Genomic DNA, 22,065 nt, shown 5'->3' with positions numbered 1-22,065 from the left:
CAGGAGGGTCACGGAGCAACACCTACAGTGGGATGCATGAAGGCAACCCTGAAGACCAACCACGGCACCATCAACGTCAACCTTTTCCCGGACCACGCACCCAAGACGGTCAAGACCATCACGGGCCTGGCGACCGGTGAGCTCGAGTACAAGGACGACGCGGGTCGCACCAGCCCCGACAAGTACTACGACGGCCTGATCTTCCACCGCATCATCCCGGGCTTCATGATCCAGGGCGGCGACCCGCTCGGGAAGGGCTTCGGCGGCCCGGGCTTCGCGTTCGACGACGAGATCCACCCCGAGCTCCAGTTCGACCGCCCCTACCTCCTCGCCATGGCCAATGCCGGCAAGCAGATGGGCAAGGGCACCAACGGTTCGCAGTTCTTCATCACCGTCGGTGCCACCCCGTGGCTCAACGGCAAGCACACGATCTTCGGTGAGGTCGCCGACCAGGAGAGCCGCGACGTCGTCGACAAGATCGCCGCCGTCTCCACTGGCGCGCAGGACCGCCCCAAGGACGATGTCGTCATCGAGAGCTTCACGGTCGAGGGCTGATTCCAGCACCCTCCAGCGCAACGACGAGCGCCCCTCCGATCCACGGGTCGGAGGGGCGCTCGTCGTTCTCAGGGAACGGACAGACCCCGCTACTAGACTCGCGACGGTGAGCGAGCCGACGGCATACGGACAGACCGGCACTCCTGACGAGGTGCCGGTCTGCCCACGCCATCCCGACCGGGTTTCCTATGTGCGCTGCCAGCGATGTGGACGGCCCGTGTGTCACGAGTGCCAGCGGCCGGCGGCCGTGGGGGTGCAGTGCGTCGACTGCGTCCGCGAGGGCCAGAAGTCCATGCGCCAGGGGCGGACGATCTTCGGCGGCGACATGGCGGGCGTCGGCGAACGACCCCTCGTCACGACGGCGATCATCGCGATCTGTGCCGTTGTCTTCGTGGGGCAGCTTGCATCGCCACGGGTGACGGACGCGATCGCCTTCATCCCCTATCTGGGTGACACCGAGCCGTGGCGCTTCCTCACCTCGGCCTTTGCGCACAGCCCGGGCCAGATCCTCCACATTCTCTTCAACATGTACGCCCTGTGGATCATGGGCCAGTACCTCGAACCGATGCTCGGTCGGGCCCGGTTCGCGGCGTTGTACCTGATCTCCGCGCTCGGGGGCTCGGTCGTCTACCTGCTGCTCGCGTTCCCGCCAACCCCCCTCGAGATGAGCACGCGCAACTACGACGGGTCGTGGACTTCGTATGCGGTCGGCGCCTCGGGTGCGGTGTTCGGACTCTTCGGTGCCTTCCTCGTCCTGCAGCGGCGGCTCGGTCGGTCGGCCGCGATGATGTACGCGACGATCGGTATCAACGCCGTCATCGGGTTCATGATCCCCAACATCGCCTGGGAGGCCCACCTCGGCGGTCTCATCGTCGGGGCGGCGTGTGCGGCGGTCTTCGCCTACCTCGGCCGTCGGCCGACCGCTGGGGCGGGGACGCAGCGCGCGAGTTTCGGCATCCACTGGGTCGGATTGGCCGCGATCACCGCGGTGCTCGTCATCCTTGCGGTCCTCAAGTACGCCCTGACCACGTCCCTCATCTGAACGGCGGACTCGGCCACCTACCGGCGAGACGCTGTGCATTGCTGCGGCCCAACGCAGCAGTGCACTGTGCGGCGAGGAGTGGGTGGTGCGGGGCTGTGCATTGCTGCGGCCCAGCGCAGCAGTGCACAGCGCGCACCGCGACCCTGCGCGCCGTCCCGCCCTGACGTTCGCAGCCTGTGGATGACATCGATGTAATTCATCCACATTGTGCACACAGGCTGTGGATTACACCGGTGTCATTCATCCACACTGGGGACAACTCCTGTGGACAACCCCGGACTTGTCCACAGGACCGTCCACACGGGGCCTGTGCCACCCCCGCGAACCCACGAATCCCGAAGCCATGAACCCACGACCGTGCGGGGACCCGGGACGGGGGCGGACGGCATACAAGAGCAAACGACACGACCCCCGACCAGAGCGGTCGGGGGTCGTGCACGCGAAACGGGAGGGCGTCAGCGCCAGCGCGTCGTCATGAGGAAGCCGGCCATCATGAACGCGAACCCTGCGCCGAGGTTCCAGCGACCGATCTGCGGCAGCGGGTACTCCTTGACGCCGGAGATGTAGTAGGTCACCACCCACACGAGTCCGATGAGCATCAGCCCGAGCATGACGGGCACGAACCAACGCGGGTTCGGCTTGACCGGCTTGGACGCCGCACGAGGCGGTGTGTAGGCGGGCTTGGCGCGGCCCTTGGACTCTGGCACGGACTCTCTCCTTGGTTCTGGGATTCGTGGCCTAGCGTAGAGCCTGAAACTGAAAGGCGGTGACCTCCGTGGTACCGGGCAAGGCCTTCTTCACGACGCGACCCACGATCTGGTCGCTGCTCGTGCCTGTCATCGCGATCCTCGCGGGCATCCTCTTCGCGACGAGCAGCACCATCGCGCAGGGGCGGAGCCTGCGCTCGGACGCCGCCGGCCTGCCCGACATCATCCGGGAGCAGACCAAGGACAACCAGCGGATGACCGGGGAGCTCGAGGAACTCTCGGCCGAGGTCGACGAACTCACCCGCCAGACCGCCCCGGGCAACGCGGATCTCGACGACCTCAAGAGCCAGGCCGACGCGATCTCGACCGCCGCGGGTCGCACCGCCGTCCAGGGTCCCGGCGTCGAGGTCGTCATGGACGACTCGGACCTCAGCGTCTCGGAGTTGCCTCGCGGGTTCGACGCCGACGACATCATCGTGCACCAGCAGGACCTGCAGGCGGTCGTCAATGCCTTCTGGGTCGGTGGGGCCGAGGCGATGATGATCCAGGACCAGCGGGTCGTCTCGACGAGCGCGGTCCGCTGCGTGGGCAACACGCTGATCCTCCAGGGCCGGGTCTACTCCCCGCCCTACCGCATTCGTGCCATCGGCGACCCGGCCAAGTTGCGAGCCATCCTCGACCAGTCGCCCGAGGTCTCGATCTACAAGGAGTACGTCGACGCCGTCGGCCTCGGCTACGAGGTCAAGTCGTCGGACAACTACGAGTTCCCCGCGTTCTCGGGGTCGATCACGCCCGACTTCGCCACGGTGCGTGAGTGAGCCGCAGCTTGTCGCGGGTCGCTGGAGTCATCGGTGAACTCCTCGTCGCTGCAGGGGTGCTCGTCGCTCTGTTCGTGGTGTGGCAGTTCTGGTGGACCGACGTCGAGTCCGACCGGGCGCAGGCGGCGTCGGTGTCGTCGCTCTCGGCGCAGTTCGCCACGGTGTCGGAGCCAGCTGACGACACCGCGCCCGTCGGGCATCCGGCCGATGCCACCGCGATCGTCCGCATCCCGCGTCTCGGTGCCGACTGGGCGCGACCCCTCGTCGAGGGCACGACGGCCGACGACCTCGCACGCGGACTCGGGCACTACGTCGGCACGGCGGAGCCCGGGTCGATCGGGAACTTCGCGGTCGCGGGGCACCGCACGACCTACGGCAAACCGCTCGCAGACATCGACCGGCTGCGCGACGGTGACCGCATCGTCGTCGAGACCGTGAAGGGCTGGACCGTCTATGCCGTCTCGTCGCACTCGATCGTCCTGCCGTCCCAGGGTGAGGTGATCGCGCCGGTGCCGGGGGACGTGAGTCGGGCTGCGAAGCCGACCGAAGCCGTCATGACGCTCACGGCGTGCCACCCGCGCTACAGCGCCAAGCAGCGCTACATCGTCCACGCCGAGCTCGTCGAGACGCGACCCCGGGCCTCGGGTGCCCCTTCCCTGGACGTGGCCGTCACCTCTGCAGCGGGGGTTTCCTGATGTATGCCGCACTCTGGCGTGCGCTTCCCGGTCCCGTCCCGGTGAAGCTGGCTGCGATGATCGTGCTGCTCGGCCTCGTCGTCTGGGTCTGCTTCGAGTGGGTGTTCCCGCTCGTGGCGGACTGGTTGCCCTATGGCGACAACACCGTCTCCCTCCCCGCGTCACCCTCTCCCTCGCACCTCCAGGACATCGCATGACTGCACCTGCTCGCATTCTCGTCGTCGACAACTACGACTCGTTCGTGTTCACGATCGTCGGCTACCTCGAGCAGCTCGGAGCCGAGTGCACTGTCGTGCGCAACGACGAGATCACGCCCGAAGAGGGCGCCGACCATGACGGCGTGCTCGTCTCGCCGGGCCCCGGGACGCCCGAGGAGGCCGGGGTGTCGATGGCGATGATCGAGGCGTGCGCCGAGCGGCAGCAGCCGATGCTCGGGGTGTGCCTCGGGCACCAGGCGCTGGGCGTCGTCTTCGGCGGGACGGTCGGACGGGCACCCGAACTGCTGCACGGCAAGACGTCGCTGGTGCACCACTCGGGGGATGGAGTGCTCGCAGGTCTGTCGACGCCGTTCACTGCGACGCGCTACCACTCGCTGACGATCGACCCGCCGACGCTTCCGGAGGAGCTCCTCAGCACCGGGCAGACCGAGAGCGGGATCATCATGGCCGTCCAGCACCGCTCGCTCCCCCTGCACGGCGTGCAGTTCCACCCCGAGTCCGTGCTCACGGAGGGCGGTCACCGGCTGCTCGCGAACTGGCTCGAGATCTGCGGCGACGAGGGTGCGGTCGAGCGCTCCCACGGGCTGAGCCCGCTGGTGCACGACGCCGCCGGCGTCGCCAGGGCCGTCGCAGCGACCGACTGACCGGCCGGCCCGGCACCCCCCGACCTGGCACGCCCGACCCGGCACCCCCGACCTACCGGCACCCCCGGTAGGTCGGGGGGGGCTGCCGGGGGCTGGGTCAGGGGAGCGTGATCGAGATCGACGGCGTCGGGTTCGGCGTCGTGGGCGCCGGCTCAGGTGTGGTCGGCTCCGGTGTCGGTTCGGCCGGTCGGGTCGTCGTCACGGTGGGCCGAGGAGCTGCCCGCTGGGCCACGACGATCGTCACCTCTGTGCCGACGTCAACCTTCTCCTTGTCGTCCGGGTTCTGGTCGACGACAGTGCCGGCCCGGGCACGCGAGGTCGTGCGGAAGGACGTGTCCATCTTCAGACCGAGGCCGAAGAGCATGCTGGCCGCCTCGTCGACGGTCTTCCCGGTCAGATCGGGAACGACGACCTGCCCCGTGGAGACGCTGAGATTGACCTTGGCGCCGGGTGCGAGGCTCTCGCCAGCCTTGGGCGCGCTCGACACGATGCGGTCCTTGGGCTCCTTGCTGTCGACCTTGGCCGTCGTGCCCACCGTGAGCTTGACCTTCTCGAGCTCGGCGGTCGCCTCCTCGACGGTCATCCCCGCGAGGTCAGGGACCAGGACGGAACTCGGCCCCGTCGAGACGACGTAGGTGATGGTGATCCCCTTCTCGACGAGCACGCCGGGATCCGGGTTCTGGGAGACAACCGACCCCTCAGGGATCGTGTCGTGCGCCGCTTGGGTCGACTTCCCGACCAACTCTTGGTCGGCGAGGCGCATCTTGGCTGTCGCCTCGGGCAGGTTCACGAGCTGAGGAACGCCGACCTTCGCGGCCTCCGCCTGCACCTGGCGATACTGCACGATGCCGAAGCCGAGCAGGGTGAGCGCCGCAAGCATCGCGACGACGAGCAACGCCACTCGCGCGCCATGACGGCGACGCCCAGCGTCGTGGTCCACCGCTGCGGGGAACGTCGACGTCACCGAACCAGGAGCGGGCACGGGGGTGGAGCCGTCCGCCGGACTGGTCTGGGCGGCATACACCTCGGTCGGTTCGGACGTCCTGAGCGACGACGCGGCACCGGCCGCGAACGCTGCGAGCGATGCGCTCGCGGCGGGGCTGATCGGTCGGCGCAGGCGTGCGCACTGGAGGTCGCTGCGGAACGACGCGGCGTCCTGGTAGCGCTTCTCCCGCGGCTTGGCCAACGAGTGGAGCACGACGGCGTCGAGTTCCTCGCCCAGGCTCTCCTCGATCGTCGACGGCGGCACCGGCTGCTCGCCGACGTGCTGGTAGGCGATCGACACGGGACTGTCACCGATGAACGGCGGCCGCCCGGTGAGGAGCTCATAGAGCATGCAGCCGGCCGAATAGAGGTCGGAGCGGGCGTCGACGGCATGGCCCTGAGCCTGCTCCGGCGACAGGTACTGCGCGGTGCCGATGACCGCCTGTGTCTGCGTCATCGTCGCCGCGGTGTCGGCGATGGCCCGGGCGATGCCGAAGTCCATGACCTTGACCGAGCCGTCCTTGGCCACCATGACGTTGGCGGGCTTGATGTCACGGTGGACGATGCCCATGCGGTGGCTGTAGGCGAGGGCGTCGAGGACACCCTCCGTGACGCGACAGGCCTCCTCGGTGGGCAGCTTCCCGCGCTCGTTGAGGACCTCGCGCAGCGTCTCGCCCTCGACGTACTCCATGACCATGTAGGGCACGGCGACGCGCGCCCCGCCCGACTCGACGGTGTGGTCCTCACCGGAGTCATAGACCGCGACGATCGACGCGTGGTTCAGGCCGGCCGAGGACTGGGCCTCCCGCCGGAAGCGCTTGATGAAGGACGGATCGCGGGCCAGGTCGGAGCGGAGCATCTTGATCGCGACCTGTCGGCCCAGACGGGTGTCGTGGCCGAGGTGGACCTCGGCCATGCCGCCGCGGCCGATGAGCTCCGCGACCTCGTAGCGACCCCCCAGCAACAGGGGTTCGGTGTTGGTGTCGGCGTTCACTTTTGCAGCCCCGCTTCGATCATGGCCTTGGCGATGGGGCCGCCGACGGCGCCACCTCCACGTGCCTCACTGTCAGGGTCGCCGCCGTTCTCGACGACCACCGCCACCGCAATCTGTGGGTCGTTGGCCGGCGCGAAGCCGGTGAACCAGGCGTGCGCACGCTGCACCCGGTCGGTCTCTGCCGTGCCGGTCTTGCCCGCGACCCGCACTCCGTCGATCTGGGCCGGCTCGCCGCTGCCGTTCTCGACGACGGCCTCCATCATCTCGGTGAGCTGGGCGGCGACCTCGGGCGAGACTGCCTGGGACAGCTCCTCCGGCTCGGCGCGCTCGATGATGCTGAGATCGCTCGACAGGACCGACTTCACGAGGTGCGGCTTCATGACCGTGCCGCGGTTGGCGACGCCGGCGCTGAACATCGCGACCTGGAGCGGGGTGACCCGCACGTCGTACTGGCCGACGGCCGACTGCGCCAGCTGCGGCTGGTTGAGCTCGGCCGGCACGGAGCTCGGCGTGACCCGCATCGGGATCGAAAGCTGGTCTCCCACACCGAACTTCGCGGCCTGGTCACGCAGCGCGTCGGCGCCGAGCTCGAGGCCCAGGTGACCAAAGGCGCTGTTGCAGGAGATCTCCATGGCGTGGAGGAAGGTCGTCTTGTCATCGGGGCCGCAGGCACGATTGCCGATGTTGGGCAGGCCGACGGTCGTCTGCGGCAGGTCGAGTTCGGCCGGCCCGGGCAGCTCGGAGTCGGGCTGGAAGCGCCCGCTCTCGAGCGCAGCGGCGGCGGTGACGATCTTGAAGGTGGAGCCGGGCGGATAGAGGTCGCCGCCGATCGCGCGATTGACGAGCGGCTTGTTCTCGTTGCCGTTCAAGGCCTTGTATGCCGTGTCGACCTTCCCGAGGTCGTGACCTGCGAGGGGGGCCGGGTTGTAGGACGGGTTGCTCACCATCGCGAGGATCTCGCCGGTGGTGGGGTTCACGGCGACGGCCGCGCCCCGGCGCCCGTCGAGCGCCTCGATGGCGGCCTGCTGCACCTTGGCGTTGATGGTGAGTTCGAGGCTCGCACCGACGGTCTTGCGTCCGGTGAAGAGGTCGGACACCCGGCGGAAGGCCAGCTTGTCGCTGCTGCCGGACAGCAGGCCGTTCTCGGCCTGCTCGAGCCCGCCGCCGGCGCCGTAGAACGAGTAGTAGCCCGTGACGTGGGCGTAGGCCGCCCCACCGGGGTAGGTGCGCAACCACTTGTACTGGTTGTTGGCGGGCACCGACTTCGCGATGGCGGTGTCACCGACGAGGATCTGCCCCCGCTCACGGGCATAGCTGCTCAGCAGGGTGCGCCGGTTGTCGGGGCGGGCATTCAGTTCCTTGGCGAAGACGAATTGGATCATGGTCGTCGACACGAGGAGCGATGCGAAGAGCAGCGCGACGACGAAGGACAGTCGGCGGATCGGTGCGTTCATCGCAGCTTCACCACCTGGGTCTGCTCATTGGCCACGGGGTTGGGTGCCTCCGGGTCGGGGACGGGACGGCGGGCGTGGTCGCTGATCCGCAGGAGCAGCGCGACCAGGGTCCAGTTCGCGAGCAGGGACGAACCGCCCTGGGACAGGAAGGGCATGGTCAGGCCGGTCAGCGGGATGACCCGCGTGACGCCACCGACGACGACGAAGCACTGGAGCGCCACGGAGAACGCGAGGCCGGACGCGAGCAGTTTGCCGAAGCCGTCGCGCGCACCGATGGCGGTGCGCAGGCCGCGCTCGATGAGGAGGACATAGAGGAGCAGCAGCGCGAAGACGCCGACGAGGCCGATCTCCTCGCCGAAGCTCGGGATGATGAAGTCGCTCTCGGCGAAATAGGTCTCCTGGGGCCGTCCGCGCCCCAGACCGGTGCCGAGCATGCCGCCGGACGCCATGCCCATGAGGCCGCGGGCGAGCTGGTCGGAGGTGTCGAGGGCTTCGCGGCTGAAGGTGTCGAGCCAGAGCAGGACGCGCCGCTGGACGTGGCTGAAGAGGAGGTTCGCCACCCAGGCACCGATGCCGAAGAGCAGGAGGCCGATGGCGACCCACGACGTGCGCTCGGTCGCGACATAGAGCATGGCGACGAAGAGGCCGAAGAACAGGAGTGACGAGCCGAGGTCCTTCTCGAGGACGAGCACACCGACCGACAGCATCCACGCGACGAGGATCGGGCCGAGGTCACGCGCACGCGGCAGGGTCAGTCCGAGGATCTTGCGGCCCGCGACCGACAGGGCGTCGCGCGTCTGCACGAGGTAGCCCGCAAAGAACACGGCGAGCACGATCTTGGCGACCTCACCGGGCTGGAACGAGAACGGGCCGATCGCGATCCAGATGCGCGACCCATAGTTCTCCACGCCCAGCCCGGGCACGAGGGGCAGCAGGAGCAGCGCGAAACCGAACGCGCCGGCGAGATAGGTGTAGCGGCGCAGGATCCGGTGGTCGCGCAGGATGATCAGCACGGCGATCGCGATACCCGCCGCGATGGCACTCCACATGAGCTGGCGCAGGGCCATGCTCTCGCCGAGGTCGCGCCCGTTGGCGAGGTCGAGCCGGTGGATCATCACGAGTCCGAGCCCGTTGAGCAGGGTGGCGATCGGGAGGATCAGCGGGTCGGCATAGGGCGCGCGCAGCCGCATCGTCACGTGGAAGGCGGCCGTGATGCCGACGAAGCCGATGCCGATGGCGACGAGGCTCGGCGGGATCGCACCCTCGACGGCGACGCCGACGTTGATGTAGGCGAGCGCGACGATCGCGACCGCGAAGACGAGGAGCCCGAGCTCGACGTTGCGGCCCTTGCGGGAGGAGACGGCGGAGACTGTGGTCATGGCAGGCAACTCATGCTGCGGGAGACGCACTGGCGTTCGGCGTGGCCGAGGGAGCGACGGCGGGTGCCGACGGCGACGGTGATCCCGTCGGCGAGCCGCTCGGAGTGGGTGTGGGAGTGGGGGTCGGCGTGGTCCACGTCGACGGGACGGTCGCGCAGTCCCGACCCTGCGACTTGGCATACCGGCACGCAGCCGCTTGGACCTCGAGGTTGCGGACGAGCGCTGCAGCGTCGGACTGGGTCTCCATCGTGATGCCGCGGTCGAGCTGTCCGCGATAGAAGTCGGGGAGATCGTCGATGTCGATGTCCGACGAGGACTCGGGCTTGGACAGCTCCACCGGGCCGAGGGTCTGGTCGACACCGCGGAAGACCGCGACCCGACCGTCGTCGACTCCGACGTAGAACTGGGACTGCGACCAGGACCACGCGGCATAGCCGCCGGCGACGAGGATGATCGCGGCGAGCAGCGTGGCACCGATCGCACGGGCGATCGACGCGGCGCGGCTGCGCGGGGCTTCGTCGGCGAGGTGGTGCATCTCGTCGTGGTCAGCGGAGTCGTGACCGGCCGCGCGACTGGCCTCCTGCGACAGCGCCGCTGCCTTCTCGGCGGGCGTCACCGGGATGGGGCGGGTGTGACGACGGATGGCGGCGGCGGCACCGACGATCTGTGGCGCATCGCTCGGAACCGGACCCTTGGTGAGGTCGACGACGTCGCCGATGACGACGGTGACGTTGTCCGGTGCGCCGGCGCGCAGGGCGAGCTGAACGAGGCGCTCGGCGCAGTCGCCGGGCTTGGACTCACTCGTGAGGACCTCGTCGATCGTGTCGCGAGCAACGTAGTCCGACAACCCATCCGAGCAGATGAGGTAGCGGTCGCCGACGATCGCCTGGCGGACGACGACGTCGGGCTCCTCCCCGTCGGTGCCGGTGAGGACACGCGTCACGAGCGACCGCTGCGGGTGCGTCGACGCCTCCTCGCTCGTGAGGCGACCCTCGTCCACGAGGGACTGGACGAAGCTGTGGTCCTTCGTGATCTGGCTGACCTCGCCGCCGCGCACGACGTAGGCGCGGGAGTCGCCGATGTGGGCGAGGATCAGCTTGTCGCGGGCACGCAGGATGGCGATGAGCGTCGTGCCCATGCCGTCGAGGTCCGGGTCGTCCTGAGCGAGCTGGCCGAGGTCGCGGTTGGCGGAGGTGATGCGCCGCAACAGGATCTGGGTGGCGTCGACACCGGTGAACGACTCGCCGTCCAGACCGACCAGGGCACCGAGGATCGTCGAGGAGGCGACGTCGCCACCGGCGTGACCACCCATGCCGTCGGCCATCGCGAGCAGGTGCGGGCCGGCATACCCGCTGTCCTCGTTGTTGGACCGGACCATCCCGACGTCGGAGCGGGCAGCGAAGTGGAACGCAATCCCCACGGGCTACCTCCGCAGTTCGACGACGGTCGTGCCGAAGCGAATCTCGGTGCCGGCCGTCACCGGAGTCGGTGCGGTGAGGCGCTGGGGGCCGATGAACGTGCCGTTGGTCGACCCGAGGTCCTCGACGATCCAGCCCTGCGCGCCCTTGTAGATGCGGGCGTGGCGGCCCGAGGCGAAGTCGTCCTCGAGCACGAGCGCCGATTCGGGGCTGCGCCCGATGAGGATCCCGGCCTCGCGCAGCGGCAGGCTCGTGCCGGCGAGGGGTCCGCTGGTGACGCGCAGGTGGTTGGGGTCGCGGTCGGAGGAGCGGACGTTGAACCGCCGGCCCACCGGACGCTGCTCCGCGGGGACGCTCGCCGGGCTCGCGCCCCGGGGGACCGGGCGAGGCGTGGCACCACGGCCCGCGGCCGCCCGGCGGGGCGTGACCTTGGTGCCGTAGAGGTCGCCGCGCAGCACGCCAACGACGGCGAAGACGAACGCCCAGAGCGCCACGAGGAGGCCGAGGCGCATGAGGGTGATGGTGAGTTCGCTCATCGGCCGGTGCTCTCTCCTGTCACAGTCGGCCCGTTCACTTTCGGCCTGCGCGATAGATCACGGAGGTGCGTCCCACGGTGATGCGGTCGCCGTTCTCGACGTGCTGGGTCGTGATCCGCTCACCGTTGACGAAGGTGCCGTTGGTGGACCCGAGGTCGCGGATGCTCGCCACGGTGTGGGGGCCGTCCTGCGTCACGCGAATCTCGCTGTGCCGACGCGAGATTCCCGGGTCGTCGAGGATGATGTCGGCGCTGTCGTCGCGGCCCAGGACTGTGATGGCACCCATCAGCGGGTAGCGCTCGCCATCGACGTCGAGCCACGGCCGGTCGGCCGGGTTGGTCCGCCGCGACTTCGCAGGCGGCTTCGCCGGTCGGTATGCCGCCTCGTCGCCGTCCGCGTCGATCACCGGTTCGTGACGGGGTCGGGCTTCACGCGGGGCGGCGCGGCCCGGGGAGGGGGCCGCGGCGGCGTAGCCAGCCCCTGCGGGAGGTGCGGCGGAAGCGGCAGGTGACTCACCGGCATACGGATCGCTGTTCGGCGGTCGGACGGACTGGTGGTGGCCCGTCATGCCCGTGGCGCGCGGTCGCTTCGCCGTGCTCGGCCGCAGGCGGAAGACGCCCGTCTCGAGGTCGGTGTCCTCGTCGAAGAGGATGTCGATCGGGCCGCCAGGCTTGTAGTGCTGGCTCTCGGCGTGCTCCTCGGCGGCGGCGAGGAGCTCGTTCTCGAGTTCGGTGCCGTGCTCGGTGAGGCGCTCGTAGTCGGTCTCGCTCAGCTCGATCGTGAAGACGTTGGGGACGAGGTTGCGGCCGGAGCCCCCGGTCGCAGCGCGGTCGTCCATGGCCCGGCGGATGGCGCTCGCGATCTCGACGGGCTGCACCTCGGCGCGGAACGCCTTGGCGAACACCCCGTTGACGGCGCGCTCGAGCTTTCCTTCCATGCGGTCGAACAGACCCATGTCGCGCCTCCTTCGGTGTCGTTGTCGATTCGTCGCGGTCCGCGGACAGTGCTCGGTCGTGCACCGATGCTAGCCGCCGGTGCTGTGGTGACTTGTGAGGCGTGCGTGAAGGTTCTCCGGATTGCGGCCTCGGGCGTGGTCGTGCGGGGTGCGGTGTGGGGAGTGTCTTTGCTCCGGTGGGTGACGCAACCGTTGGCCTGTGGAGAACTCGGCGGCGGGTGTGACGGAATCGGCGAGACTGGCGTCGCGCTTCGAGTGGCGGCATGGCTCGAAGTGCCTAGGCTGGATCAGGAGATCGTGCCGTTCACTCGCCCCCGGAGGCCTTGCGCAGCAGTCGCTCCAACTCCCTCCGTTCGGCACGGGTGAGGCGCTTGGACGCTGCGCGAGCGAACTCGAAGGACTGCTCGAAGGCCGCATAGAGGGTCTCGCCCTCACCCGTGCGGACGATGTGGCGCAGGCGTCGATCGTCCGAACCGGCGTGGCGTTCGACCAGACCACGCGACTCCAGCCGGCGCACGATCTGGGTGATGTTGGAGGCGTCGCAGCCCAACTCATCGGCGAGGTCGCCCATGGACCGCTGGTCCACGAGGCGTCCGAGCACGCAGGCGTGCGCGACGCTCAGGTCGTGCTCCTGGGCGGCCGACTCGTAGGCGCGGTCGTAGGCGTCCACGAAGTCGAACATCGCGGACTCGACGTCGCTCGAGGCGGTCACGGGGCCGGAAGGCGCTGCCATGGCTCCCATTCTCGAATATCTGGTTGATCGGATCAAGTAACCGTGTGAGGCTGATGGTGCTTGACCCAATCAAGTATCTACCCAAGGAGCTTCTCATGACTCTGACCCGCACCAAGAACGCTCGTGAGTGGCGACTGGTCCAGCGACCGACCGGCGCCGTGAGCACCGATCACCTGGCCCTCGTCGACGCCCCGGTGCCGGAGCTCGCACCCGGGCAGGTGGTCGTCCGCAACACGCACCTGTCCGTCGACCCGTACATGCGCGGTCGCATGGACGACCGACCGTCCTACATCCCCCCGTTCCCGCTCGACGCTCCGCTGGACGGCGGCGCCCTCGGCGTCGTCGTGGAGTCGCGCGCCGATGGGCTCGAGCCCGGGCAGGTCGTCGAGCACTTCTTCGGCCTGCGCGAGACCACGGTGGCTGACGCCTCGACGGTCTTCCCGCTCGATCTCGAGGGGCTCCCCGCGGAGACCTACCTGGGCGCGCTCGGCACCACCGGGCTCACCGCCTGGGTCGGGCTGTCGAAGATCGCGCCGGTGCGCCCCGGCGACACCGTCTTCATCACCGGCGCCGCCGGAGCCGTCGGCAGCATGGCCGGCCAGATCGCACGCCTGCGCGGAGCGGGACGCGTCATCGGCAGCGCCGGATCGGCCGCCAAGGTCGCCCACCTCGTCGACGACCTCGGCTACGACGCGGCGTTCGACTACCACGACGGGGACCCGCGTGAGCAGCTCGAACGGCTCGCGCCCGACGGCATCGACGTCGTCTTCGACAATGTCGGCGGCGCCCAGCTCGAAGCGGCGATCGACCACCTCAACGTCGGCGCGAGGCTCGCACTGTGCGGGATGGTCAGCCAGTACGACGTGCGTGAGCAGTACGGCGTCCGCAACCTCTACACCCTCGTCACCCAGCGAGCGACGGCCCAGGGCTTCCTCGTCGCCGACCACCTCGACGAGATGCCTGCCTTCCGGGCCGAGGCCGGCGCGTGGCTGCGCGACGGGTCAGTGCAGGCCCGGCAGACCGTGCTCGACGGGATCGAGCAGGTCCCTGCGGCGCTCACGGGCCTGCTGAGTTCGGGCACGACCATCACCGGCAAGGTTGTCGTGCGACTCGACGATCCGGCCTGACGCGTCGGTGGGCCAGCCCGTTCGGGCCATGACGCAGGCATCCCGAGGAGTGCTGCCATGGATGGGTGAGGGTGACGATGATCGCCGTCGGTTCGCTCGGTGACGTGCAGCCGATGGTCGCGATCGGGGCCGGGCTGGTCAGGGTCGGCCACGAAGTGCGGCTGTCTGCCGGAGACGACTTCGAATCCCTGACAACCGCCCACGGGATCGAGTTCATCCCGTCGGGGGTCCGTGTGGACGACGTGATGACATCCCCCGCAGGTCTCGACTGGGCCGGACACTCCAGCCACAGTTCCGTTGCCGGACTCAAGGCCATGAGAAGGCTTTTCGAGGCGGCCGAGGAGCTCGACGCTCGCCCGCTCGACGGACTCGTCGGCACGGCCGACCTCTGGATCACCGGCGGGCTGGGCCTCCACGCCATCAATACCATCGCTTCCCTGGGTGGCGGGCGTGTGGTGCTCGTGGGGCTCGCGCCCATGAGACCGACACGGGCTGGATGGGCTTCGATGGCACCGCCCCGCCCCGACCGCTATTCGGTTCTCAACCTCCTGACCGCGCACGCGGGGCTCCGGATGATCGCGCCGACGCTGGCGATCCAAGGCGATGCACTCCGCCGGCGCCTGGGCCTCAAGCCCACCGGCGGCCGCGGTTTCCTCGCCGCTGCCGAGGCTGCGCAACCGATCCTCGCCGTCTCACCAACGGTCGTTCCTCCCCCGCTCGACTGGAAGGGCATTCCCGTCACCGGTTACCCCTTCCTCAACGACATCGAAGCAGGGGCGTATGCCGTGCCGCCCACCTTGGCGACCTTTCTCGCCGAGGGTGAGCGGCCGGCATACGTGGGGTTTGGGTCGATGTCGAGCCGGGCAGCCGCCGAGGCGAGCCGCATGGTCGCGGAGGCGGCCCGGCTCGCGAAGGTGCGGGTCGTCCTGTCGTCCGGTCTGGCCGGGATGGCTGCCGCGGACGACGAGTGGGTTCATGGTGTGGACCACGTCCCGCACGACTGGCTCTTCACCCAGGTTTGTGGAGCCGTCCACCATGGCGGGGCCGGCACGACGCACACCGCGTTCCGCACTGGGACGCCGCAGGCCGTGGTCGCGCACCTGATCGACCAGCCGTACTGGGGGCGCCGCGTCCACGAGCTCGGCGTGGGGCCCAAGCCCGTGCTGCGACACGCTCTCTCTGCCGAGTGGCTCACCGAGGCGCTGCGGGGGTTCGCGGCGGGGACGTGGTCGGCTGCCGCGACGGAGATGTCGGACAAGGTGCGCGGAGAAGACGGCGTCGCGGCGACGATCGACGCGATGGCCCTGTGACGCCATGCGGTACTAGCTCGGGCGATCGCCGAGTTGGCACTCGCACACGCTCGGCACGGTGAGAGGGTGGGGCCATGCGGTCCTACTGCGCGGTCTACGTCGACGTCGGCTATCTCCTCGCGTCCGCGGCGACGCGGGTGACCGGCTCCTCCCTGCGCAGCGGCGTCGAGGTCGACTACCCCGCGCTCGTCGCGGGGCTCATCGCCCAGGTCGAGGCCGACTCAGGGCTGCCGATCCTGCGGGTCAACTGGTACGACTCGGGCTCACGCCCCGGTGGTCAGCCGGACTGGCAGCAGGACCAGATCGGGCTCCTCCCCCGCGTCAAGCTCCGCCTCGGACGTCTTTCGTATGCCGGCGAGCAGAAGGGCGTCGACGTGCGCCTTGGTCTTGACCTGGCTTTGCAGGGTCGCGCTCGGGTCGCCGATGTCGTCTATCTCGTCTCCGGTGACGACGACCTCACCGAGGCCGTCGAGGAGGCGCAGGGGTCGGGCGTCCAGGTCGTCCTGCTCAGCGTGCCGGGCCAGGGCGGGTCCGGGCATGCGGTGTCCAAGCACCTCCGCCGCGCCGCCGACGGCGAACTCCTCGTCGACGCCGAGACGATCGACCACTGTGTGCGCTCGCGGGCCCTCGCGGACGGCCTCACACCCAAGGACGAGGCGGACGAGGCGGCCACGAGCGACGCTCAGCCGACCGAGACGCGGCCCGGTCGCGAGGTCGAACCGGAGCTGACGCCCCCTGGGGTCGCTGATCACCCTGCAGACGGTGCGCCCGTCGTGCCCGAGGCGCCAGTGGTGCCCAAGCCGTCTGTGCCGCGAGCGCCGGACGAGGCAGGTGTTCCTGCTGATCGCCCTGCCGAAGAGCTCGAGCCAGTGGGGTCCACCGGCGGGTCGGACGTGCCGTCACCCGCAGCGCCTACTCCTGCCGTGTTCGGGCGCAAGAAGGCGACCGAGGTCGTGTTGCCCTCGGCGACGCCGAGCTGGTCGACCACGACCGGTGACGAACCGGTGGTCGCGGCGGACGGCTCCTTCACCCACGAGGCGATCGACACCGTCGCCAAGAACGTTCTCGCCTCGTGGTGCCGCACCGCGACACCGGCCGACCTCCAGGCGTTGCGTGCCGCAAAGCCGACGATCCCCGGCGAGCTCGACCGTGCCCTGCTCCTTGACCTGTCGGGGCGGACGGGTGTCTACGACATCGACGACGCGAGCCGGCACGAGGTGCGCGACCGCTTCTGGTACCACGTCGCCCGCGTCCGCCTCAGCTGACGCGCACACTGCCGGCGTCCGCGGATGTGGTTGCTGGGGCGACCACATCCCCGGACGCTGCGGTGGCGCTCCCGAGGCGCTCGCGGGCCTTCCGTCCGCGGCGCCCGACCGGCACGGTGCCCGTGATCGCGCCGAGGCCGATGGTGGCTCCGTTGCCATAGAACGTCTCGATGTGCCCGGCCGGGACGGCATACGTCTCGTGCCAGATGCCCACCGCGCCGGGCGACTTGCGCGCAGCCTTGTTGAACGCGCGCCAGGCCGGAAGGTGCGCGTTGTCGGCGCTGCTCGCGTAGGAGTAGAGGTGCTCGGTGCTCCGCCACCACTGGACGACCCACGGCCCCTTGCCGCCGAAGAGGGTTGTCGCGCCGAGGAACCCGAGATCCTCCTCCTCGCCGCGGGCTGCGGCCGCCTTGTTGCGCTCGAGCTCGGCGAGCATCTTGGGCATGGCCGCGAAGACGGGACCCCAGAGGTCCGGGCGGTACCACTTCCGGAAGGTCATGCCGATGTGGAAGACGACGATCTCGCCGTCGTGCGCGTGTGTGGTCGGAACGATCTGCTCGGCCATGACAGCCTCCTCATTGGATAGTGCAACTATCCCTAGTTTGGAGAGCGTTACTATCCCATGTCAAGAGGCTTCGCGCATCTACCGGGCAGGAAGCGTCGTGATCGCGGCACTTCCGGCCCGGTAGGTCGCGCTGACAGTGGTGCTGTAGAGACGAATTCGGAGGTATGCCGTGCGGCTGGCTGAGTTGTCCGACGCGAGTGGCGTCTCGGTTGCGACGTTGAAGTACTACCTGCGCGAGGGGTTGCTGCACCCCGGGGCAGTGGTCTCGCGGACGCAAGCCGACTACGACGACACCCACGTCGAACGAGTGCGTCTCGTCCGCGCCCTGAGCGAGGTCGGTGGGCTGCCGCTCGCGACGATCGCCAGAGTCCTCGAGGTCATCACCACCCCGGGCAAGGAATGGCTCGAAGTGCTCGAGGCAGCTCAGCGAACGCTTCTCAAACCGGTGAGTGACAAGGGTTTTGGCGGCGCCGAAGGACGCGGTCGAGCTCGCGCGTGGGTGGCCAAGCGTGGCTGGTTCGTCGACCCGGAAGACCCGTTCCTAGACGAGCTCGATCGGGCCTGGGCGGCGAGTGACGCCGGGGGCATCGGCTTCGACGAGGAGCGGCTCAACCGCTATGCCGACCACGTCGAGGGCATCGCGGAGGTCGACATCGACACCGTGCCGACGGAACCCGAGGCGGCTATCCGCCAGGTCATCATCGGCACGATCCTCGTGGACCCGGTGCTGGCGGCCCTGAGGCGACTCGCGCAGCAGCACGTCTCGAACAGCGTCGCAGGACACCACTAGGGGTCTGGTTCAGGAAGTGTCTTTGCTCCCGCAGGCGAAGCAAAGACACTCCCCCAGCTGCACCCCTGCCAACCGGCTCGCGCACCCCGGCGCGCGCTCCCCCGGCGCCCGCCCAGCTGGCGGCCCCCGGCTCGCCCAGCCCACCCCGCGGGCCTTGCTACTGTCGGGGCAGCGTCGCGTGCTGGTGACAGGCTGTGTCAAGCATGGAGGCGTCGGATCAGAAGGAGGACGACGATGAAGGCGTCGACCCCTTCGCCCTCACGTGACTGAAGGCGAGAAGACCAGGCTGGTTGCCTGGAGCACCGAACTGCGAAGCGTTCACGGGCGCTTGCGCGAAGCCTTGGCGATCGTGCAGGACGCGCTTGCCGCGGGAGAACCCGCCGAGGCCGCGCATCGTGACCTGTTGTTGTTCTGTCATGGGTTCTGCACTGCCTTGACCGGGCATCACGAGGGCGAGGATCGCGAACTGTTCCCCGCGATCGCGGCCGCGCATCCGGAGTTGCGCGACACGCTGCGCACGCTCCAGCAGGACCATTCGATGATGACGTACCTGATCGGCGGGATGCAGTCCGCGATGTCGTCCCACGCGACAGCGGACGAATTGGCGCGGCACCTCGAGGGCATCGGCGCGATCATGGAGAACCACTTCCGCTACGAAGAACGGGAGCTCCTCACGGTGCTCGAGACGCTCGCGCTCGATGCCGACTCCAGACAGGTGCTGGGGCCACTGTGATCGAGTCGGGATGCCGTGTCAGGCGTCGTCGCCGACTCCTCCGACGCCGACCAGCCCCGTCCGATACGCCAGCGCCGCGATCTGCACCCGGTCGCGCAGGTCGAGCTTGGTGAGCAACCGCGAGACATAGGTCTTCACCGTCGCCTCGCTGAGGAAGAGTTCCCCCCCGATCTCGACGTTGGACAGCCCGCGGGCGACGAGTCGCGCGACCTCGCGTTCGCGTTCGGTGAGCCCCTCGAGTTCGGGAGCTGACTCGGGACGGGGCTGTGCGGCATACCGGGAAAGAAGGCGCGTGATCAGCGCAGGGGCGAGCATCGTTTCGCCGCGCAACACGACGCGCACCGCGTGCACGAGATCGTCGGGCGCCACGTCCTTCAACAGGAAGCCGGAGGCGCCGGCGCGCACTGCCTCGTGGACGTATTCATCCAGGTCGAACGTCGTCAGCACGACGACCCGCGGCAGGTCCCCACCCAGCCCCATGATCCGGCGAGTGGCCTCGACACCGTCGAGCCGCGGCATACGGATGTCCATCAACACCACATCGGGACGCGCGGTACGCACCAACTCGACCGCCTCGAGTCCGTCCCCCGCTTCGCCCACGACCTCGAACCCGGCGCGCTCCAGGATGAGCCGGAAGCCGGCACGCACGAGTTCCTGGTCGTCGACGAGAAGGACGCGGATCACGGCACACGCTCCAGCGGTAGTTCGGCGCGCACGGCGAAACCGCTCCCGTCGGGAACGGCCTCGACGCGACCCCCGTAGAGGGCGACGCGCTCACGCATCCCGATGAGACCGTGGCCGGCGGGTCCGTCACCGTCGCGTGCCGGCCCCGCGTCGGTGACGGAGATCCGGAGGCGGTCGGCGCCGAGGTCGAGGCGGACGTCCGCGGTGGTCGCCTCCGAGTGCCGGCGCACGTTCGTCAGTGCTTCCTGGACGATCCGGTATGCCGTGAGGTCCACTCCCGCAGGCAGCGCACCGTGGTCGCCGCTCACGGTGAGAGAGACGTCGAGGCCGGACTCGCGGGCGTGGTCGACGAGGTCCGGGAGGGAGGCGAGCCCGGGTTGCGGCGCGAAGTCGGCCCCGGTCTCGGGGTCGCGCAGGACGCTCACGAGCCGGCGCATCTCGGCGAGGGCCGAGGACCCCGTCGTGCGAATGGTGCCGAGGGCCTTGCGGGCGAACTCGGGGTCGTCGTCGACGACCTGTTCGGCAGCCCCGGCCTGGACAACGATCGTGCCGACGGAGTGGGCGACGATGTCGTGGAGTTCGCGGGCGATCCGGGCACGTTCGTCGGCGACGGCGGCGAGAGCCTTCTCGCGGGCCTCGGATTCGGCGGCGTGGGCCCGGACGGCCTCGGTCGCGGCATGGTCCGCTGAGATGCGCAGACCGCGGCCGGTGAGATACACGAGCGCCAGGAATCCCCAGTGGAAGAGCATCTCGCTCGTCTCGCCGAGCAGCGGCAGGGTGAGGTCACCGAGGGTGACGACCGCTGCCGTGCCAAGCGTGCCGACCCAGAGGTAGCGACCGCGGCCCTCGCGGGCGACGGTGAAGGTCAGGACGAGTACCGGGACGAGCTGGCCGAAGAAGAGCAGGTGCACGCCGTCGATGCCGGCGATGAGGATGAGGATCGGCCAGACGAGGAGTCCGGCGAGCCCGACCCACGGCCGGCGCCGACGCTGGGTGAGGTGGGCGGCGAACCAGAGGATGCCGACGCTGTCGACGACCCGTGAGCCCGGTCCCTGGAGGGACTCGAACGGCACCCACACCTCGGCCAGCCCGACCGCCGCGACGAGGGCGGCGATGGCGATGTCGACGGCGTACTGGCGCCGGCTGAGCGGGGTGGGCGGCTCCACGTGGCCAATCTAGGGCTCAGTGAAGTGTCGCGTCGTCATCCTGAAGTTGATCCCCTCGTCAACGGTGGGGTGCCTGGCGCGCGGTGGGTTGGGGCCTCGAGGGGGTCGGGGTCGCGACCGTGGGCGACTGTGCCGGTGGCTGCGAATTCCTAGCGTCGGTGGAGGTCGACCGCAGGGGCCGACTGGGAGCAACCAAGAATCGAAGGAGTGCGTCATGAGTGTTGAAGGAAGCAGCAACGGTGCCCGACCGGGCCGAATCGCGGGAGGGCTGCGCGGGACGGTGGCGGTGTCCCTCGTCCTTGGGGCACTGCTCATCGCGACGAGCGTGATGCTGATGCCCGACTACGCGGACGGCCGCGGAGATTTCCTCGCGAACATCGCCGAGGCGAAGGGGGCCGCGACGATCTCCGCCAGCAGCTTCATCTTGGCGCAACTGTTCCTCGGGATCGGACTCGTCGGCGTCGCCCACGTCATCCGGGACCGGGCACCACGGCTCGTGGCCGCGGGTGCGATGCTCGCGGGGCTGGCGGCGTTCGGGCACAGCGTCTATGGCGGAGCGAGGATCGTGATGCTGTCCATGGCGGACGACCTAACTGCTGTCGACACGCATGTTGCGACGCTCGACCGGGCCGAGTCCGGGATCGCGATCCCGTTCATGGCTGCTGGTCTGCTCGGGACCGTGCTCGGGACGGTGATGCTCGGAATTGCCGTGTGGCGGGCCGGGTTCGGGCCGCGATGGCTCGGTCCCGCGATGGTCGCCTGGGTCGTCGTCGAGTTCGTCGGGTCGAGCCTGTCGGTGTGGGCGGGCTACGCCTCGGGGCTCATGTATCTCGGAGTGCTCGGGACCTTGGCCGTCGAGGTGTGGCGGTCGCCGATCACCCGCTGGCAGACCGCCGCGGAGGCCGAAGGCGAGGTAGAAGGTGAGACCGAGTCCGCGGCCGAGTCTGAGACCCCGGCACCCATCCCCGCAACGTCAGCGTGAAGGGTCGCTCTAGCGGCCGTTGACCCTGACGTTGCGCTGAGCCCCTCCCGTAGCGTCAGCTTCAGTGGCTGCTCTAGCCGCCGTTGACGCTGACGTTGCGGATCCCAGACGAGCCGGGCTGGGAGGTGGGCGGACGGCATACGGACGCTGGTTTGGAGGGAAGCGCCTCCGTGCGGCACACTAAGACGGCTCACGCGCAAGTGGCGGAACGGCAGACGCGCTGTCTTCAGGTGGCAGTGTCCTTATGGGCGTGGGGGTTCAAATCCCCCCTTGCGCACCGATGTGATGTCTCAAGACATCGGCAACACCCC

The 22,065-nt window shown here is 69.2% G+C and carries 23 protein-coding genes and 1 tRNA gene; 13 read left to right on the top strand and 11 right to left on the bottom strand.

All coding sequences use genetic code 11. The features are described from left to right. Positions 1 to 36 precede the first annotated feature (36 nt). Positions 37 to 555, top strand: a complete 519-nt coding sequence (locus tag N802_RS18070; protein ID WP_035919167.1) for a peptidylprolyl isomerase — start codon at positions 37 to 39, stop codon at positions 553 to 555. Between the two features lie 106 nt (positions 556 to 661). Continuing rightward, positions 662 to 1,597, top strand: coding sequence for a rhomboid family intramembrane serine protease (locus N802_RS18065; RefSeq protein ID WP_052110145.1), 936 nt, complete (start codon positions 662 to 664; stop codon positions 1,595 to 1,597). A 455-nt stretch (positions 1,598 to 2,052) separates the two neighbouring features. On the opposite strand, the gene N802_RS18060 is transcribed toward N802_RS18065, so the two are convergent. After that, positions 2,053 to 2,304, bottom strand: a complete 252-nt coding sequence (locus tag N802_RS18060; RefSeq protein ID WP_035919162.1) for a cell division protein CrgA — start codon at positions 2,302 to 2,304, stop codon at positions 2,053 to 2,055. A gap of 59 nt (positions 2,305 to 2,363) precedes the next feature. Here N802_RS18060 and N802_RS18055 point away from each other — a divergent pair, with 59 nt between their 5' ends. Genes N802_RS18055 through N802_RS18040 form a run of 4 tightly spaced genes read left to right on the top strand, consistent with a single transcriptional unit; the run spans position 2,364 to position 4,679 of the window. Further along, positions 2,364 to 3,122, top strand: a complete 759-nt coding sequence (locus N802_RS18055) for a DUF881 domain-containing protein (RefSeq protein ID WP_245613997.1) — start codon at positions 2,364 to 2,366, stop codon at positions 3,120 to 3,122. After that, entirely contained in the window at positions 3,119 to 3,817 is a 699-nt protein-coding gene (locus tag N802_RS18050) for a class E sortase (protein WP_245613996.1), read from the top strand. Before N802_RS18055 ends, N802_RS18050 begins: the two co-directional genes overlap by 4 nt. Beyond that, on the top strand, positions 3,817 to 4,014 hold the full coding sequence (locus N802_RS18045) for a hypothetical protein (RefSeq protein WP_035919161.1): 198 nt from the start codon (positions 3,817 to 3,819) through the stop codon (positions 4,012 to 4,014). The genes N802_RS18050 and N802_RS18045 overlap by 1 nt, the downstream gene beginning before the upstream one ends. Further along, complete coding sequence (locus N802_RS18040) at positions 4,011 to 4,679, top strand: aminodeoxychorismate/anthranilate synthase component II (RefSeq protein WP_035919160.1); 669 nt, start codon at positions 4,011 to 4,013, stop codon at positions 4,677 to 4,679. The genes N802_RS18045 and N802_RS18040 overlap by 4 nt, the downstream gene beginning before the upstream one ends. A 97-nt stretch (positions 4,680 to 4,776) precedes the next feature. Here the strand turns inward: N802_RS18040 and pknB are convergent, their stop codons facing one another. The 7 genes from pknB to N802_RS18005 form a co-directional block, all read right to left on the bottom strand. Then, positions 4,777 to 6,657, bottom strand: a complete 1,881-nt coding sequence (gene pknB, locus N802_RS18035; protein WP_052110144.1) for a Stk1 family PASTA domain-containing Ser/Thr kinase — start codon at positions 6,655 to 6,657, stop codon at positions 4,777 to 4,779. Further along, on the bottom strand, positions 6,654 to 8,111 hold the full coding sequence (locus N802_RS18030; protein ID WP_035919159.1) for a peptidoglycan D,D-transpeptidase FtsI family protein: 1,458 nt from the start codon (positions 8,109 to 8,111) through the stop codon (positions 6,654 to 6,656). The genes pknB and N802_RS18030 overlap by 4 nt, the downstream gene beginning before the upstream one ends. Then, entirely contained in the window at positions 8,108 to 9,490 is a 1,383-nt protein-coding gene (locus tag N802_RS18025; RefSeq protein WP_035919157.1) for an FtsW/RodA/SpoVE family cell cycle protein, read from the bottom strand. Before N802_RS18025 ends, N802_RS18030 begins: the two co-directional genes overlap by 4 nt. Before the next feature lie 10 nt (positions 9,491 to 9,500). Continuing rightward, positions 9,501 to 10,910: a PP2C family protein-serine/threonine phosphatase gene (locus tag N802_RS18020; RefSeq protein WP_035919156.1), complete on the bottom strand. Its 1,410-nt coding sequence runs from the start codon at positions 10,908 to 10,910 to the stop codon at positions 9,501 to 9,503. A gap of 3 nt (positions 10,911 to 10,913) precedes the next feature. Beyond that, positions 10,914 to 11,444 (bottom strand): FHA domain-containing protein FhaB/FipA, encoded by a 531-nt coding sequence (locus tag N802_RS18015; protein ID WP_035919153.1) that lies wholly within the window; start codon positions 11,442 to 11,444, stop codon positions 10,914 to 10,916. 34 nt (positions 11,445 to 11,478) lie between these two features. Then, positions 11,479 to 12,399, bottom strand: coding sequence for an FHA domain-containing protein (locus tag N802_RS18010; RefSeq protein ID WP_035919151.1), 921 nt, complete (start codon positions 12,397 to 12,399; stop codon positions 11,479 to 11,481). Between the two features lie 304 nt (positions 12,400 to 12,703). Beyond that, the gene (locus tag N802_RS18005) at positions 12,704 to 13,132 is read right to left on the bottom strand and encodes a MarR family winged helix-turn-helix transcriptional regulator (RefSeq protein WP_035919149.1); all 429 of its coding nucleotides are present in this window, start codon (positions 13,130 to 13,132) and stop codon (positions 12,704 to 12,706) included. A 95-nt stretch (positions 13,133 to 13,227) separates the two neighbouring features. Here N802_RS18005 and N802_RS18000 point away from each other — a divergent pair, with 95 nt between their 5' ends. From N802_RS18000 to N802_RS20675, 3 genes are all read left to right on the top strand, one after another. Beyond that, positions 13,228 to 14,259, top strand: coding sequence for an NADP-dependent oxidoreductase (locus N802_RS18000; RefSeq protein WP_156971501.1), 1,032 nt, complete (start codon positions 13,228 to 13,230; stop codon positions 14,257 to 14,259). A gap of 77 nt (positions 14,260 to 14,336) precedes the next feature. Then, positions 14,337 to 15,569, top strand: coding sequence for a glycosyltransferase (locus N802_RS17995; protein ID WP_245613998.1), 1,233 nt, complete (start codon positions 14,337 to 14,339; stop codon positions 15,567 to 15,569). Between the two features lie 74 nt (positions 15,570 to 15,643). Continuing rightward, complete coding sequence (locus N802_RS20675) at positions 15,644 to 16,834, top strand: NYN domain-containing protein (RefSeq protein ID WP_035919145.1); 1,191 nt, start codon at positions 15,644 to 15,646, stop codon at positions 16,832 to 16,834. Here the strand turns inward: N802_RS20675 and N802_RS17985 are convergent. After that, positions 16,827 to 17,399: a DUF4188 domain-containing protein gene (locus N802_RS17985; RefSeq protein WP_084072334.1), complete on the bottom strand. Its 573-nt coding sequence runs from the start codon at positions 17,397 to 17,399 to the stop codon at positions 16,827 to 16,829. The two genes, N802_RS20675 and N802_RS17985, sit on opposite strands and share 8 nt — an antisense overlap. Before the next feature lie 169 nt (positions 17,400 to 17,568). On the opposite strand from N802_RS17985, the gene N802_RS17980 reads away from it, so the two are divergent. After that, positions 17,569 to 18,189 (top strand): MerR family transcriptional regulator, encoded by a 621-nt coding sequence (locus tag N802_RS17980; RefSeq protein WP_035919142.1) that lies wholly within the window; start codon positions 17,569 to 17,571, stop codon positions 18,187 to 18,189. Between the two features lie 349 nt (positions 18,190 to 18,538). Next, positions 18,539 to 18,922, top strand: coding sequence for a hemerythrin domain-containing protein (locus N802_RS17975; RefSeq protein WP_245613995.1), 384 nt, complete (start codon positions 18,539 to 18,541; stop codon positions 18,920 to 18,922). Between the two features lie 18 nt (positions 18,923 to 18,940). Here the strand turns inward: N802_RS17975 and N802_RS17970 are convergent, their stop codons facing one another. Continuing rightward, positions 18,941 to 19,606 (bottom strand): response regulator, encoded by a 666-nt coding sequence (locus tag N802_RS17970; RefSeq protein ID WP_035919139.1) that lies wholly within the window; start codon positions 19,604 to 19,606, stop codon positions 18,941 to 18,943. Then, positions 19,603 to 20,772: a sensor histidine kinase gene (locus tag N802_RS17965; protein ID WP_035919138.1), complete on the bottom strand. Its 1,170-nt coding sequence runs from the start codon at positions 20,770 to 20,772 to the stop codon at positions 19,603 to 19,605. Before N802_RS17965 ends, N802_RS17970 begins: the two co-directional genes overlap by 4 nt. A 214-nt stretch (positions 20,773 to 20,986) precedes the next feature. Here N802_RS17965 and N802_RS17960 point away from each other — a divergent pair, with 214 nt between their 5' ends. Further along, entirely contained in the window at positions 20,987 to 21,754 is a 768-nt protein-coding gene (locus tag N802_RS17960; protein ID WP_035919136.1) for a hypothetical protein, read from the top strand. Between the two features lie 194 nt (positions 21,755 to 21,948). Next, positions 21,949 to 22,031, top strand: a tRNA-Leu gene (locus tag N802_RS17955). The last annotated feature ends 34 nt before the right edge of the window (positions 22,032 to 22,065 follow it).

The organism is Knoellia sinensis KCTC 19936, from assembly GCF_000768705.1.
GTDB classification, from domain to species: domain Bacteria; phylum Actinomycetota; class Actinomycetes; order Actinomycetales; family Dermatophilaceae; genus Knoellia; species Knoellia sinensis.
The sequence above is the reverse complement of the archived record's forward strand: the minus strand, read 5'-3'. Positions and strand labels throughout refer to the sequence as shown.